This is a genomic window from Pseudogemmobacter hezensis, assembly GCF_013155295.1.
GTDB classification, from domain to species: Bacteria; Pseudomonadota; Alphaproteobacteria; order Rhodobacterales; family Rhodobacteraceae; genus Pseudogemmobacter; species Pseudogemmobacter hezensis.
Genome location: NZ_JABJXT010000002.1, coordinates 39,071 through 54,576 on the forward strand (window position 1 = coordinate 39,071; position 15,506 = coordinate 54,576).

The following is a 15,506-nucleotide window of genomic DNA, read 5'->3' on the forward strand; positions in this document are numbered from 1 at the left end:
CGGCACAGCCCCGCTGTGGCCCGCACCCATAGGGTCTGTCTGTGCGAAAATGGCTGAACCCGGCCTCTTGGGGGCAAAACAGGGATGGCTGCCTTCCATATTGCAGAGCGCATCCCGCAATGCAATACGAGTGGCGGTCAAAAATCCCCACCCCGCCGCCGGGTCAAAAAGGAACCAGCCATGTCTGACCGCCTGAGCGCCGAATCCGTCACCCTGCGCTATGAGGCAAGGGTGATCTCACGCGATCTGTCGCTGTCAGTCCCGGACGGGTCTTTCACGGTGGTTGTCGGGCCGAATGCCTGTGGCAAATCCACCCTGCTACGGGCGCTGTCGCGGCTTTTGGCCCCCGAAAGCGGTCAGGTGGTGCTGGATGGCAAGGCGATCCACCAGCTGCCCTCGCGTGAGGTGGCGCGACGGCTGGGGCTTTTGCCGCAGTCACCACATGCGCCGGATGCGATCACCGTCGCCGATCTGGTGGCCCGTGGCCGATTTCCGCATCAAAGTTTCCTGCGCCAATGGTCGCCGGATGACGAGATCGCCGTCGCCACGGCGCTGCATGACACCGGGATCACGGATCTGGCCGCGCGCCCCGTGGCCGAACTGTCGGGCGGGCAGCGTCAGCGGGTCTGGATCGCCATGACGCTGGCCCAGGAGACGCCCATCCTGTTGCTTGATGAGCCGACAACCTATCTCGACATCGTGCACCAGGTAGAGGTGTTAGAGCTGCTGGCGCGGCTGAACCGGGCCGGACGCACCATCGTTGCGGTGCTGCATGAGCTGAACCTGGCCTTCCGCTATGCGACCCATCTGGTGGCGATGCGCGAAGGGCAGATCATGGCCGAGGGCACACCGACAGATATCGTCGACGCCGCCCTGATCCGGCAGGTGTTCGACCTGCCCGCACTGGTAATGGCAGACCCCCTGACCGGCCGCCCGATGGTGGTGCCATACCCGCGCGATCAGGCAGAAGATCAGGCCCGGACCCAGACCCGGAATCAGGCCTGAAATCAGGATTGATCCAGGGCGCTTTGCCCACCTGTTGCGCGATTTATCAGCCTGGCCACATCCTGTAGTGCCAACCGATCCCCCGGCGCATTCAGCTTGCCCAGATCGGTGATCGTGGTCAGCACGCAGGACAGCTCGCCCTGGGCGTCCAGAATGGGGGCAGCCTGGCCTGTTATACCCGGCAAAAGATGGCTGGTCATCTCGGCCCAGCCCTCGGCCCGGATGCGCTCGATCAGGCTGCGGGGCGCGGGATCGCCCGCGAATCCCTGAGGCTGGATACGACGCGCCGCCTCGATGGTGGCTCGGGGCAAAAACGCCTGGAAAACCTGGCCGCAGGCCGAATTGTCAACCGGCAGAACATCGCCCAGCTGCACCGGAGAAATGGCAAACAGAGCGCTGCGATACCAGCGCACCAGCGTCGGGCCGCGATCCGTCCAGATCGCCACACCGCCACTGATCGCATGGTTTCCGGCCAGCTGCTTCATCTGCATCCCGGCCATCTCGACCGCGTCCACCCGGCGCAGCGCCGCAATGCCGATCGACAGCGCCGCCGCCCCCAGATCGTAATGGCTGGAGACCGGGTCCTGCATCGCCAGCCCCTCTTTCACCAGACTTTGCATATAGCGATGCGCGGTCGAGCGCCCGGTGCGCGACAGACGCGCCAACTCGCCCAGCGGCAGCGCCCGCTCGGCGGTGGCAAGGATGTTCAGAAAGCGCATCGCCACCGAGATCGACTGAATCGTCGTCGCCCGTTTGGCATCGGCGGCCCCTGAATCCTCATCGGGAAACAGCTCAAACTCCATCATCGCCCTGGGTGTCCTTTGCCTTAGGCCCCGGGGCCCCGTGCCACGCCCATGCCTCGGCCGCGCCCCAGCTGTGACCTTAGTGCGCCAGCCTGGCCGCGGTAAAGAGCAGATACGCCGGGCACGAATTGACACACATAACGCGTTATGCAATGCGGAACGACACTACATGCCGCCAGCCCACGCGCCCGCCACCGCATGTTCTTATCATCAACCGGAGAACATCATGCCGAGCACGCATCGTGGCCGGCTGGCGCGTGGGGCCAGCCTGCTTTCCATCATCGCAGCCTTCACCGCGCATCCGGCCATGGCCCAGGACGCTGCAGACACCAGCTCGCTGGGCACCATCTATCTGACCGGCGAAAAGCAGCAGCGCGATCTGAAAGACACCGCCTCTTCGGTCACGCTGATCACCGGCGAAGAGCTGGTGCAGGAAAAGCCCGGCAAGGATGATGTGAAAACCGTGCTGCAGGGCACGCCGAACGTGATCTATACCGACAATGTCTCGACCCCGGTGATCCGTGGCCAGAACGCCGAGGGCCCCCATACCGGCGCGACCGCCTTCTTTGCCGGCACCATGCCCCGCGCCACCATCAATGTGGACGGCCATTACCTCAGCTATAACGAGCTGTATTTCGGCGGATCGGCCACCTGGGATGTCGCCAGCATCGAGGTGTTCCGTGGCCCGCAAACCACCAGCCAGGGCGCGAATGCCATCGGCGGGGCGATCATCGTCAATACCAATGACCCGACCTGGGAGCCCGAGGGCGCCTATCGGCTGGAGTTTGGCAATTACAACCAGCGCCGCGCCTCTTTCGCCTGGTCTGGCCCGATCAATGACCAGCTGGCCGCCCGTGTTGCGCTGGATTACTCGTCGCGCGACACCTTCATCGACTATATCAGCCCCGCCTTTGAGCAAAATGAGATCGGCCAGGACTTCCGCAACCTCACCGGCCGGGTGAAATTCCTGTGGCAACCCACCGATATTGACGGGCTGACGGTCAAGCTGACCTACTCGCGCTCTGACGTAATCCGGCCCAGTGCCGAAGGTGCCGCCCAGGCCCCCGAATACAGCGACCTGAACTCGACCACGATCTGGATGCCGGGCTGGGATCAGATCACCGATACCGCCGTGATCGACGTTGATTATGATTTCGGCAATGGCATTGTTTTCACCAATAAATTCGAAACTTCCAGCGCCGAGGTCCAGCGCCGCGTCGGCCGCCCGACCATGGGTGACGCCAATGTCTGGCGCGACAATTACGCCAATGAAAGCAAGCTCAGCTTTGGCACGCCTGAGGATGTTTTCTCTGGCGTGGCAGGGCTTTACATCGCCTATGCCGATCAGGACGAATGGCTGAACCAGGGCGGCGAATCGACCTTCCACGACCAGAAGAACCAGCTTGGCCTTTACTCTGAACTCAGCTGGCGGCTTGACGATCAGTGGACCCTGACCGGGGGCCTGCGCTATCAGCGTGACCACCTGCGCCGCACGGGCGATGTCTCGCCGCTCTTTGCCAATAGCGACGTCGATTACGATCAGGTTTTCGAAGAGGTTCTGCCCAAGCTGACCCTTTCCTATGCCGCCACCCCCGACTGGACGGTCGGCGCGATGGTCTCGAAAGGCTATAATCCGGGCGGCATCTCGCTGGATTTCATCGGCACGCATGACTGGACGAAATACAAAGAAGAAACCGTCTGGAACTATGAGCTCTTCACCCGCGCCAACCTGCTGGATGATCGGCTCTTCGTTTCGGGCAACCTGTTCTACATGGATTACAGCAACGCCCAGCACAGCGTCAGCCAGATGACCGCGGCCGGGATCAACCAGACCCAGACGCTGAACGCCGAAAAAGCGCATGCTTACGGGCTTGAGGTGGCGATGGATTATCGTCCCGTCGACAGCCTGCAGCTGCGTGCCAGCGCCGGTTACCTGAAAACCAAGATCGATGAGATGACCGCCGCCACCCAATGGGAGGGCAATGAATTCGCCCGCTCGCCCGGCAAGACCTTTACGCTTGGCGCGAATTGGGATCCGACGGAACAGCTGACCGTCGGCGGTCAGCTGCGCTTTATCGACGGCTATTATTCCAATACCGCCAATACCCCGGCCTTTGAGGTGGACAATTACACCCTGGTCGATATCCATGCCAGCTATCAGCTGCGCGACAATCTGACGGTCTATGGCTATGTGAACAACGTCTTTGACGAGCGCTCGCCGACGCTGCTTGAGGCGGCACGTGGCACGATCCCCTTCACCCAGGGCTCGATGACCTCGCCGCGCATGTTCGGTATCGGTATTCGCGGCACGTTCTGAGCCGCCCGCAAACCCAGACCGCGACCGGCCCATATCAGGGCCGGTCGTTTCATAAGATTTAAGACAGGCAGGGCGATGAAGCTCCGACCGAAACTTTGCATCGGCATCTCACTGGCCCCGACATGGCTTTCCGGCGAGGGCTGGCGGCTGCCAGGCAGCGGCATCGAGGGGCTATACTCCAGCGATTTCGCGCTGGAGACCGCCAAAGCCGCCGAGGCCGCGCATCTCGATTTCGTCTTTCGCCCCGATGCCAGTTTCCTGCCCCTGCCGGTGATGGAGCAGTCTTTCGGTTTCTCCAGCCTGGATGCGACGCTGCTGATGACCGCCATCGCGCGTGAAACGGCAAAGATCGGGCTGGTCACCACCATTTCCACCACTTTCGGCCATCCCTATATCGCGGCGCGGCAGCTGATGTCGCTGCATTGGCTAAGCCAGGGCCGGGCCGGGTGGAATGTGGTTACCGCCTTGCAGGGGCACGAGAATTTCGGCCTGCCCGATATGCCATCCTCTGATGCCCGCTATGCCCGCGCCGCCGAATTTACCGAAGTTGTGCGCCGGCTCTGGGCCAGTTTCCCCTCAGACGCGCTGGTGGTTGACCGCGCAGCCGGGCGCTATGCCGATACCGATCTGATCCTGCCGATCAACCATCGCGGCCCGGATTTCCAGGTCCAGGGCCCGCTGAACCTGCCCGCCTTCCCCGGCCCCGGCATTCCGCTGATGCAGGCGGGCGGCTCGGCCACCGGGGTCGATTTCGCGGGTCAGGTGGCAGATATGGTCTTTGGCATGACCCCCGATCTGGATACCGCGCTGAAGACCCGCGCCCAGCTTTCGGCCCGCGCCATCGCCCATCGCCGCGCGCCGCGCGACCTGCGGCTTTTGCCCGGGCTAAGCCTTTATCTGGGCAAAACCCGGGCCGAGGCGCAGGATCTCTTTGCCGCCAATCACCGCCGCATCACGCGGGCGCAGCGCATCCAGCGCGTGACCGAGGCGACCGGCCTCGACCTGAGCACCTGGCCCGATGATCGCCCGATCACCCTGGCCGATCTGCCAAAAGCGCCGGGCGGCCCACGCAGCGCTGGCCATATCGCCCTTCTGCGCCGGATCATTGAGACCGATCAGCCCACAGTCGAACAGCTGCTGGCGCGGCCCGAGATCCTGGCCTCGGTCCATTGGCAGATCATCGGCACCCCCGAAGATGCCGCGACAGAGATCATCCGCTGGCATGAGGCGGGCGCGATTGACGGCTTTATCGCGGTGCCGGGGGGGGCGCCTCAATCGCTGCATCTGACGCTGAACGATCTGGTGCCCCGGCTGAGGGATGCAGGCCATTTCCGCCACGCTTATCAGGGCGATACGCTGGTCTCACATCTGACCGAGGCGTAAGCGCCCGGATCCGGGGTCAGTCGCCCATGAATTGCCGCCAGCGGCGCACCAGGTAATTGTGCTCGGGCATGATCGTTGACCAGACCGCGACCCGCGCCACCCGTGCCTGATAGCTGCCGCCCTCGCGCCGCTCGCCCTTATGGACGACAACCGTGCCGTCGCTGCCGGGCAAATCGGTGGCGGCGGTCTGGCCGTCATACCAATAGGCCCATTCCTGCGGGGTCAGCGTTTCGCGCAATGGCCCCGGCACCGAGATGTAATAGCCCTGCCGCGCCATGATCGCGCCCGGCATACCATCCAGCCACCAGTTCAGATAGGCATAGGCCATATCCAGCACCGCGCCGCTGGCCGCCGCCGAAAGGCACAGCCCCGAATGCCAGCCGCGATAACCCTCAGCCGGGGCCGCATAATGCAGCCGCCGCCCCTGCCCGCGCAGCGTATAACACGCCGGAGACCACATCGCCGAGATCATCGGCCCGCCACTCCCCGGCGCCATCATCAGCCGCACCGCATCATCCGAGGTCGCCCAGAACCGCGTGAAATGCCCCGCCCGGCGCAGCGGCATCAAGACCGCGAAAAGCGCGTCAATCTCTTCGATGGTCAGATCACCGGGATCCTGGATCGCCACCAGCCCGGCGGCCCGCGCGGCCAGGGCCAGCTCGACCACACTGGCGGCCGGGTCGGCGGCCAGCGCGGTGCGCCCGTGCCAGCGCCCATCCAGCAGCCAGGCCCAGCTTTGCGCCTCATCCGGGGCAAGGCTGGCGGCCAGCTCTGGCGTGATGGCAAAGCTGTCGACGTTATAGGTGGTCGGCAGCATGGCGATCTGCGGACGCTCGCCCAGCGGGCGCGGGCCAAGGCTGCGCCCGGGCTGCACGAACAGCAGATCACCGGGCCAGCTGCCTGAACGGGGCGAGGACGGGCGCGCACCGATGGGGGTTCCGGCCACAGTGACCTCTGGCCAGCGGGTGATCCGGGCCGTCTCGACCGGCTGGATCGAGGCCGCCGTCCAGAACAGATCCAGCGCGTGGAACCACTGGTCGCATACATCGAAACTGCCTGGCGACATCACCACGCGGCGCTGACAGTCCAGCCCATCCAGCGCCTCGAAAACGATGCGGAAGGGCAGATCCTGCTGCGCCCGCGCAGTCAGCGCCGGGATCAGCGTCGCCGGGGTGCCGATCACCCGCAAAACCGGCTCTGTCATCGCGGCCCCCTCATGTTTCGGGCATCAGCCAGGGGGCCAGTAGCGGCGGTGGCAGCTGCGACAGCACCCGCAGCCGCGCCAGTGTCAGCGGCCCGATCCGCGTCAGATGAGCCGCCAGCAGAGCCTGCGCCGTGCCCGGCTCGTCATGGCGCAAATGGCGCAGGATCAAAGCGTAATCCTGCAGCGCCGCCAGATCGTCAACCAGCGGAAAATGCTGGCGAAACAGATGCGGCACCACCAGCGAAATCTGATTGCGCCGGATCGAGGCCAGCAGCCGCGAATTGCGAAGCCCGCCAAAAATCTGCTGAAACATCAGCTGATCCAGATCGTCCAGCGCCACCGGATCCACCGCCGGAAAGGCATCCATCACCCGCGCCAGCCGCGCCCCGGCCTGATCCAGCCAGTCCGGGTCCAGCCCCGGCTGCACCTGGGCCAGGGCCGCAGGCTCTAACAACAGCCGCATCTCAAGCGTTTCGCGCAGATCGCGGGCGGTCATCTGGCCGACGATCCAATGCGATTTGCTGTCCTTGATCACAAGGCGGCGGTCCAGCAACCGCCAGAGCACCTCGCGTGCGACGGTGCGGCTGACGTGATAGTGGCGGCCAAGCGCCTCTTCCTGGATACGCCAGGAGCCAAAGGGCATCGCGGCGGTGATTTCCTCGCGCACATCTTCATAGATCCGCTCCCATGTGGCAGAGCGGTCGATTTCCTCTGGCTGCTCGGTCAGGATCCGGTGCAGCTGACGCAGCGGCATCCGCAGCGGCGCAGCCGTGCCCACCACATAACCCTGCCCGCCCGCCTGACGAATCAGCCCTTCATCGGCCAGCAGCGCCAGCGCCCGGCGCACCGGGGCCCGGCTGACCCCCAGCTGCCCGGCAAGCTGCGCCTCTTTCATGACCAGCCCGGCCGGAAGCTCATGGCTGGCGATTTTGCGCCGCAAAAGATCGCGCAGCGTCGCATAGAGGAAGGCCGGACGCCGCTGGCTGGCCCCGGCCCCGCCCCGCCCCCCGCCAGAAAGAGATCGGGCAGCAGGGGATTTGGCAGCGAAAGATTCGGCTGCGGGCTTCACCATTGGCCGGAAATCCTGTGCAACAGATTAAAAACTGAGCCTTCCTCGGTGTTTATCCGGAAAATCGCCCAAAAAACAGGCGACGATCTCGGGCAAACAACACATTCCGGCCGCTGAATCTCTTTTTACACTATAAAATTGTGCATTGCATCCGAAGAACACTTTGTTAGCGTGTTCGCCGGAATGGCATCCGCTTTGGATACTTCTGACGGCCCGACCGGGCAAAGATCCGGCAGGTCATCTCCAGCAACAGGGAGAGTGTTATGACAACCAGGACCAGCAAAACCGGCGTCAGCCGGCGCGACTTTCTGAAAACCTCGGCGGCGGGGGCCGGTGCGGCTGTGGGATCAGGGATCCTTGGCGCACCGATGATCTGGGCACAGACCATCAAAGACATCACGCTGAACCAGGTGGGGCCGTCCTATTCGGTGATCGGCGACATCTGTGAAAAGGCCTCGGCCGATCTGGGCTTTAAGATCGTGCCGCAAACCGCGGACAGCACCCAGCTGATGGCCAAGGTGGTGAACCAGCCCGAAACCATCGACATTGCCGATCTGGAATTCTGGGCGATGCAGAAGATCTGGCGCTCGGGTCAGCTGCAGCCGGTCGAGGTGAACAGGATCGCCAAATGGGGCGATATCACCCCGGTGATGAAGGACGGGAAGAACTTCGACGGCTCCGCCCAGTCGATGCAGGGCACGACGCCGATCAAGGTGATGTATACGGGCGGCGCGGGTGACACTACATTTGCCGCGTCGGCCACCGATTTCGCCACCACGCTGCCCACCATCTTCAACGCCGATACCGTGGGCATCCGCCCCGATCTGATCGGCCGCCCCGTCGACAGCTGGGGAGAGCTGTTCAACCCCGAGTTCAAGGGCAAGACCGCGCTGGTCAATATCCCGCAGATCGGGATCATGGACGCCGCCATGGCGATGGAGGCTCTGGGCGAGCTGACCTATGGCGACAAGGGCAATATGACCCGCGAAGAGATCGACGCCACCATCAACCGCCTGATCGGGCTGAAGAAAGACGGCCAGTTCCGCGCCTTCTGGTCGACCTTCGACGAATCGGTCAACCTGATGGCGGGCGGCGAGGTGGTGATCCAGTCGATGTGGTCGCCCGCCGTCACGGCCGTCAAATCGCGCGGCACCGCCTGCGTCTATCAGGGGCTGAAAGAGGGCTATCGTGGCTGGGGCCTGGGCATGGGCCTGATGAGCCATCTTGAGGGGATCAAGCTGGAAGCGGCCTATGAATATCTGAACTGGTATCTCTCGGGCTGGCAGGGCGCGTTCATTGCACGCCAGGGCTATTACTCCTCGGTGCTTTCGACCACGAAAGAGCAGCTGACGGCCAATGAATGGGGCTATTGGTATGAGGGCAAGGCCGCGACCGAGGACATTCTCGACCCCTACGGCGCGGTGATGGACAAGGCAGGCGCAGTGCGCGACGGCGGCTCTTTCGAGGCGCGGATGGGCCATGTCGCCTGCTGGAACACCGTCATGGATGAAGAGCGCTACATGGTGCAGCGCTGGAACGAGTTCGTCTCGTCGTGATCCATCCACCGGCGGGGGCCTGCCCTCCGCCGGTCCCTTTGCTGTCGAGGTTCCCCAATGTCCCGATCCTCTGGGCGGTCGTCGCCGCTGACCCCTTATCTGCAGGTTGCGCCGCTAGCACTGATCATGCTGGCGATGGTCGGCGTGCCGCTGATCACGGTGGTGCTGCTGAGTTTCTGGCAGTCGGATGGCATCTCGATCTACCCCGAGTTCACCTGGGCAAATTACGCCCAGGTGCTGACCTCGCCGGTGACGCTGACGCTGTTTCTGAACACGCTGAAATATGCCGCGCTGACCCTGGTGGCGACGATCCTGATCGGCTTCACCTGCTCGTATTTCCTGGTCTTCCATGTGCGCAACCTGAAATGGCAGATCGGGCTGTTTTTGCTGTGCACGATCCCGTTCTGGACATCCAATGTGATCCGCATGGTCAGCTGGATCCCGTTTCTGGGGCGTGAAGGCGTGTTCAACCAGGCGCTGATTTCAGCCGGGATGATCGACCAACCGCTTGATATCCTGCTCTATTCTGACTTCGCGGTGGTCCTGACCTATATCCATCTGTTTACCCTGTTCATGATCGTGCCGATCTTCAACTCGATGGCGAAGATCAATCCGAATCTGATCGAGGCCGCCCGCGATGCAGGGGCCTCGGGCTGGCAGATCCTGTGGACGGTGATCGTGCCGCTGTCGCGGACCGGGATCGCGCTTGGTTCGATCTTTGTGGTGACGCTGGTGATGGGCGACTTCTTCGTCGTGCGGGTGATGAGCGGCGGGCAAAGCGCCTCTGTCGTCTCGGCGATGAAAAACCAGATTGATCAGCTTTTCTATCCCGAGGCCGCGGCCATGGCGGTGCTGCTGATCGTCGTCGTGCTGCTGATGGTTTCAGCGATCCTGCGGATTGTCGACATCCGCTCTGAACTGGCGAAGTGAGGGTCTGATGGCACAGGCAACCCAGAAACGCGGCGTCGGCTTTTACCTGCTGGCAGCATTTTTCGCGCTGTTCGTGATCTTTCTTTACGGGCCGATGCTGGTGATTTTCGTGCTCAGCTTTCAGGGACCGTCGGGGGGGCTGACCTTTCCGATGCGCGGTGTCTCGACCCATTGGTTCAACGATCTCTGGACCTCGACGCGCTATGGCGATCTGGGCGGTGCCTTTCGCCGCTCGGTCATGCTGGGGGCGATGTCGCTGCTGATCACCGCCGTGGTTTGCCTTTTCGCAGGGCTGGCCTTTCGCAAGCGGTTCATCGGGGCGGGCCCGCTGTTCTATCTGGCGATCACCAGCCTGGTCGTGCCCGGGATCCTGCTTGGCCTTGGCATTTCCCAGCTTTTCCAGATGCTTGGATTCCGTCTACACTGGTGGCTGTCAGGGCTGGGGGCGCACCTTAGCTGGACGCTGCCTTTCGGCCTTTTGATCATGTTCGCCGTCCTGAACCGCTTTGACAGCTCCTGGGAAGAGGCCGCCCGTGACGCGGGCGCAAGCCCCTGGCAGACCCTGCGCTATGTCACGGTGCCAATTCTGTTCCCGGGCCTGATCGCAGTCGCCCTGTTCGGCTTCACCCTTTCCTATGACGAGATGCCGCGTTCTTTGCTGACGGTTGGTGGCCGCAATACCCTGCCGATCGAGATCTCGAATATGACAACAAATGTCACGACGCCCGCGCTTTACGCCATTGGCACTGTCACCTCGGTGATCAGCTTTGCGGTCATCGCGCTGGCCTTCGCCGGCATCGCCCTTATCCAAAAACGCCGAGCCCGCGCCAAGCGAGGAGCCTGAATATGTCCGATCTCAGCCGTATCGATATCCAATCCGTTACCAAACTTTATGGAACCGCCAGGGCCGTCAACAATGTGGATCTGGTGATTGAGGGGGGCTCTTACTGCTGCATGATCGGCCCCTCGGGGTGTGGTAAAACCACGCTCTTGCGGATGATTGCCGGCCATGAAGAGCCTTCCTCGGGCATGATCAAAATCGGTGGTCAGGATGTCACCCATGCAAAAACAGGCAATCGTGGAACGGCGCTTATGTTCCAGAACTATGCCCTGTTTCCGCATCTGTCCCTGACCGACAACGTCGCCTTTTCTTTGCGCATTAAAGGGATTGCTACTGACACCCGCCGCCAGAATGCGCGAGAGATGCTTGAGCGTGTGCAGCTTGGCCACCTGGCCGACCGCCTGCCATCAGAGCTGTCCGGCGGCCAGCAGCAGCGTGTTGCCCTCGCCCGAGCGCTGATCACCAACCCAAAGGTCCTTCTCCTGGACGAGCCGCTTTCCGCGCTGGATGAATTCCTGCGCCTGCGGATGCGGGTCGAGCTGAAACGGTTGCAAAATGAGCTTGGCATCACCTTCATTCACGTCACTCACACCCAGCCAGAGGCAATTGCCCTGGCTGATCAGGTTGTCGTTATGGACCACGGCCTGATCGAACAGGCCGCTTCCCCGCATGATATCTACAACCACCCGCACAGCCCCTATGTTGCCCGCTTCATGGGGGGGCAGAATGTGCTGACCGGCACCGTCAGCAGCACCTCTGGCGACACGGCAATCGTCACCAGCGCAGCAGGTGTCAGCTATGACCTTCCATCAGCGCCCGGCGTTGTTCAGGGCGCCGAGATTCGCTTTTCCGTCCGCCGTGATCGCATCCAGGTGATCCCCGCCCCCGCCGCACGAAACGGGCTGACGGGAAAGGTGATCAATACCGAGTATCAGGGCACTTTCGTCAAAGTGGCCCTGGATACCGGATCACGCGAAGAATTCATCATCTACATGCCCGATGACACCTGGTTCGCGCGCCCGATCGAAATCGGCGAAACCATTCATGCCAGCTGGCAGCCCGCCACAAGCCACCACCTCAAAGGCACGAACAATTCAACCGGAACGCCCCTCGAAGACTGACAGCGATCCGTTAACAAGAGGATAACATGGCAAAAAAAATCTACTGCACCTTTGGCACCGATATTGATTCGGTTGCGGGCTGGATCGGATCCTATGGCGGGGGCGACAGCCCCTCAGACATTCAGCGCGGCATTTTCGCAACCGAAGTCGGCATCCCCCGGCTGCTGCGCCTGTTCAAAAAATACGATCTCCAGACCAGTTTTTTTATTCCGGGCCATTCGCTGGAAACCTTTCCGAAAGAAATGCGGATGATTGTGGATGCAGGCCATGAGGTGGGCGCCCACGGCTATCTGCATGAAAACCCGATTGCCATGACACCACAGCAAGAGGAGGATGTTCTCGTCAAATCAATCGAGCTGATCGACAAACTAACCGGCCGCCCGCCACGCGGCTATGTTGCCCCATGGTGGGAAATGTCGAACTCGACGGCGGCTTTGCTGCAAAAATACAATTTCAGCTATGATCACAGCCAGGGCTATCGCGACTTTCAGCCTTTCTACGCTCGTGTCGGTGATGAATGGAATGTCATCGACTATACAAAGCAGGCGAAGGATTGGATGCATCCGCTGAAACACGGCACAGAGATCGACCTCGTCGATATCGCTGCGAACTGGTATGTCGACGACCTGCCGCCCATGATGTTTATGAAGAAGTCGCCCAACAGCCATGGCTTTGTAAACCCGCGCGATATTGAAGAGCTCTGGCGTGATCAGTTCGACTGGGTCTACCGGGAAATGGATTATGCGGTCTTCGCCTTTACTATCCATCCGGATGTGGCGGGCCGGCCGCAGGTTCTGCTGATGCTGGAACGCCTGATTGAATACATCAACGGCCATGAGGGGGTTGAATGGGCCACCTTCGAGCAGATCTCCGACGATTTCCGCAAGCGTTATCCGTTTGAAAGCGGCAGACGCCCGGAAGTGATCTGAACGGCGCAACTGCGGAATGTGCTCTGCCTGTGGCTATCCCAGTCGGCCAGGACATTGGACCGATGCAGGCGCGGTCTCCGCAGGCGACAGATTGCGCCTGCGGTACACACGCGTCGCGGCGATCAACCGCTTGCTAGCCCCCTATGGGCTGAAAGCCTATGATGACGGCGCCACACCAGGCCTGCAACTCATCGCATCAGGCGGTGCGACTGAACTGGTGGCCGACCTGGAGGGCCTGTGGCAGGCGGCGGCCCGGATCGCAGGCAGGCCAATTGATCCGCTGGACGCCCGGGTCCTGTCAGATGTCTGACGGCCTGCTACCTTTAACCATCCTCGGGGGCTTTCTGGGGGCCGGGAAAAGCAGCTGGGCCCGGCACCAATTGCATGAGGGGCGCTTTCTGCAGCACCATGTCATCGTCAACGAGGCCGCAGGCACACCAGTCGACAACCTCTTGCTGCAAGGGGCAAGTGATATCACTGTATTGGCCGGGGGCTGTGCCTGTTGTAACGCTTTGCCCGCACTGCTGACAGAGTTGCGGCGGATCTGCGATTTCGCCACTCGCGCCAACACCAGGCCGATTGCCGGCATTTTGCTGGAGACCAGTGGCCTGGCCGACCCCGGGCGCATCGCAGCTGCAATATCAACCGATCCCGTATTGGCAAGGCGCATTCGCCTGGCGGAAACCCTGGTTCTGGTCGATGCTCAGCATGGGTTGGCGCAATTGACCACAGAAGCTTTGGCCAGAGCACAGGTCGAGGCCGCTGATCGGATTGTTGTGACCAAAGTCACCGCCGCCCCCCCGCAGCAGACGGCCTCTCTGCTGGGTGTCCTGCGCCAATTGGCACCTGCGGCTGGGATCACTGGCGCCGAATTTGGAAGCCCGGTCGATCTTCCGCCCCCGGCCACCCCGGTCGACCTGCCGGCGATCACCAGCCAGGATCCCATTCGCGCCTATCGTCTCGACCTCGACACCGACAGCGGGACAGGCGCAGGCTGGACCGATGGCGGCTGGATCGGCCTGTCCACATGGCTTTCAGCCTTGCTGCATGCGCGGGGGGATGATGTGATCCGGGTGAAGGGCGTGGTGCGCAGCCCTGCCGGACGGCTCTTGCTGCAATCGGTGCGCCGCGTCGTGCAGCCGCCAGAAATTCTGCCCGATCGGCTATCCGGCCCTGCGCCGGATGAAGGCTTCATCATCCTGATCGGCCGGAATTTCGACGCAGAGCTACTGCAACGCTCCTGGAGAAAATTTGGGGTCTGAGCGCAGCGCCCGCGTCAACCGCTTTCGGCTATTCGCTTCAGCTTCAGCTGGTTCGCCTCGAACATCGCCACCAGAACCAGGCCGAGCAGCAGCGGGATCATCAGATAAAACAGCCGAAAGACCAGCAGCGCCGCGATCTTCACATCGACCGGAAACTCGGGCAGGCCCGCGATCACAACGGCCTCGAAAACCCCAATTCCGCCTGGCGCATGCGACAGCAAAGCCAGCGAGAAGCCAACCACAAACACCCCCATCACCACCATATATCCAGGGTTGTTCACCTCTGGCAGCGCGAAATAAAGGATGCCGCCCGCGAAAAGAAGCTCTATCGGGGCGATGGTCACCTGCTTCAGCGCAATCGGAAAGCGCGGGTAAGAGACCCGGAAGTTCCGGATTTTCAGATCCGGCAGCCCAAGCGCGGATGAGGCCAGATAAAGCAACACAATCGCCAGCGTGACCAGCGCCGCCCAGCGAACCACATGCGGCGAAATATACTCGCCAACCCGTTCCCCAAGGCCGGGCGTCAGCAGGAAGGCAAAGCCCAGCACGATCATCACCGCAAGGCTGAAGGTCAGCGAGCAAAAGGTGACCAGAACCCCCACCTCAGGGCCAGAAAGACCCTTGGTCGTATAGGCGCGATAGCGGATCACCGCGCCGGAAAACGCTGATGCGCCAATGGTATGCGCCAAAGAATAGGTGGTCAGCGCACAGCCTGCCACGAAAGGAAAACTGACTTTTTTGTTCAGATGCTGCAGCGCGATCACATCATAAAGCGCCAGATTGATATAGCAGCCCAGGGTGCACAAAATGATCAGCGCCCAATGTCCGGGGCCGATTGCGCCGAATGCCTCACGCAGGCCTGCCCATGTCAGGGATCGGATTTCAGGATCATGCGCCAGGAACCAGAACGAGCCGACAATCGCCAGCAGGCCAATCACCGGCCAGATGAATTTCTTCCACTTCGCGCCGCCTGCCGTCGATCCTGCCACGTGCCAATGTCCTGTTGTTTTTGATCCGGTCGGGGATAAAAAATCCCAACCGTCTGGCGCTATTGGAACCCTATTCCATGACAAGGGCAATTCCGCA

The 15,506-nt window shown here is 62.0% G+C and carries 14 protein-coding genes; 10 read left to right on the forward strand and 4 right to left on the reverse strand.

All coding sequences use genetic code 11. The features are described from left to right. The first annotated feature begins 180 nt into the window (after nucleotides 1-180). Nucleotides 181-1,005: an ABC transporter ATP-binding protein gene (locus HOY34_RS02220; RefSeq protein ID WP_172359699.1), complete on the forward strand. Its 825-nt coding sequence runs from the start codon at nucleotides 181-183 to the stop codon at nucleotides 1,003-1,005. Between the two features lie 2 nt (nucleotides 1,006-1,007). On the opposite strand, the gene HOY34_RS02225 is transcribed toward HOY34_RS02220, so the two are convergent. After that, nucleotides 1,008-1,811: an IclR family transcriptional regulator gene (locus HOY34_RS02225; protein WP_172359700.1), complete on the reverse strand. Its 804-nt coding sequence runs from the start codon at nucleotides 1,809-1,811 to the stop codon at nucleotides 1,008-1,010. A 223-nt stretch (nucleotides 1,812-2,034) separates the two neighbouring features. Here HOY34_RS02225 and HOY34_RS02230 point away from each other — a divergent pair, with 223 nt between their 5' ends. Next, on the forward strand, nucleotides 2,035-4,125 hold the full coding sequence (locus tag HOY34_RS02230) for a TonB-dependent receptor (RefSeq protein WP_172359701.1): 2,091 nt from the start codon (nucleotides 2,035-2,037) through the stop codon (nucleotides 4,123-4,125). A gap of 75 nt (nucleotides 4,126-4,200) precedes the next feature. After that, nucleotides 4,201-5,508, forward strand: coding sequence for an NtaA/DmoA family FMN-dependent monooxygenase (locus tag HOY34_RS02235; RefSeq protein ID WP_172359702.1), 1,308 nt, complete (start codon nucleotides 4,201-4,203; stop codon nucleotides 5,506-5,508). Nucleotides 5,509-5,524: 16 nt separating this feature from the next. Here HOY34_RS02235 and HOY34_RS02240 read toward each other — a convergent pair whose 3' ends face one another. Beyond that, complete coding sequence (locus HOY34_RS02240; RefSeq protein ID WP_172359703.1) at nucleotides 5,525-6,712, reverse strand: ABC transporter substrate-binding protein; 1,188 nt, start codon at nucleotides 6,710-6,712, stop codon at nucleotides 5,525-5,527. Between the two features lie 10 nt (nucleotides 6,713-6,722). Then, nucleotides 6,723-7,784 carry a GntR family transcriptional regulator gene (locus HOY34_RS02245; protein WP_172359704.1) on the reverse strand — a complete coding sequence of 354 codons (1,062 nt, stop codon included), beginning with the start codon at nucleotides 7,782-7,784 and terminating at the stop codon, nucleotides 6,723-6,725. A 260-nt stretch (nucleotides 7,785-8,044) separates the two neighbouring features. On the opposite strand from HOY34_RS02245, the gene HOY34_RS02250 reads away from it, so the two are divergent. From HOY34_RS02250 to HOY34_RS02280, 7 genes are all read left to right on the forward strand, one after another. Next, a complete protein-coding gene (locus tag HOY34_RS02250) occupies nucleotides 8,045-9,337 on the forward strand; it encodes an ABC transporter substrate-binding protein (RefSeq protein WP_172359705.1) in 1,293 nt (430 codons plus the stop codon). 57 nt (nucleotides 9,338-9,394) lie between these two features. Further along, complete coding sequence (locus HOY34_RS02255; RefSeq protein ID WP_172359706.1) at nucleotides 9,395-10,267, forward strand: ABC transporter permease; 873 nt, start codon at nucleotides 9,395-9,397, stop codon at nucleotides 10,265-10,267. A gap of 7 nt (nucleotides 10,268-10,274) precedes the next feature. Then, nucleotides 10,275-11,111 (forward strand): ABC transporter permease, encoded by an 837-nt coding sequence (locus HOY34_RS02260; protein ID WP_172359707.1) that lies wholly within the window; start codon nucleotides 10,275-10,277, stop codon nucleotides 11,109-11,111. A gap of 2 nt (nucleotides 11,112-11,113) precedes the next feature. Then, nucleotides 11,114-12,229, forward strand: a complete 1,116-nt coding sequence (locus tag HOY34_RS02265; protein WP_172359708.1) for an ABC transporter ATP-binding protein — start codon at nucleotides 11,114-11,116, stop codon at nucleotides 12,227-12,229. Between the two features lie 26 nt (nucleotides 12,230-12,255). Beyond that, entirely contained in the window at nucleotides 12,256-13,158 is a 903-nt protein-coding gene (locus HOY34_RS02270) for a polysaccharide deacetylase family protein (RefSeq protein ID WP_172359709.1), read from the forward strand. A gap of 91 nt (nucleotides 13,159-13,249) precedes the next feature. Then, on the forward strand, nucleotides 13,250-13,468 hold the full coding sequence (locus tag HOY34_RS02275) for a hypothetical protein (RefSeq protein WP_253944147.1): 219 nt from the start codon (nucleotides 13,250-13,252) through the stop codon (nucleotides 13,466-13,468). After that, nucleotides 13,461-14,420, forward strand: coding sequence for a CobW family GTP-binding protein (locus HOY34_RS02280; RefSeq protein WP_172359711.1), 960 nt, complete (start codon nucleotides 13,461-13,463; stop codon nucleotides 14,418-14,420). Before HOY34_RS02275 ends, HOY34_RS02280 begins: the two co-directional genes overlap by 8 nt. A 14-nt stretch (nucleotides 14,421-14,434) precedes the next feature. Here the strand turns inward: HOY34_RS02280 and HOY34_RS02285 are convergent, their stop codons facing one another. Next, nucleotides 14,435-15,409 carry a lysylphosphatidylglycerol synthase domain-containing protein gene (locus tag HOY34_RS02285; RefSeq protein WP_172359712.1) on the reverse strand — a complete coding sequence of 325 codons (975 nt, stop codon included), beginning with the start codon at nucleotides 15,407-15,409 and terminating at the stop codon, nucleotides 14,435-14,437. Between the last annotated feature and the right edge of the window lie 97 nt (nucleotides 15,410-15,506).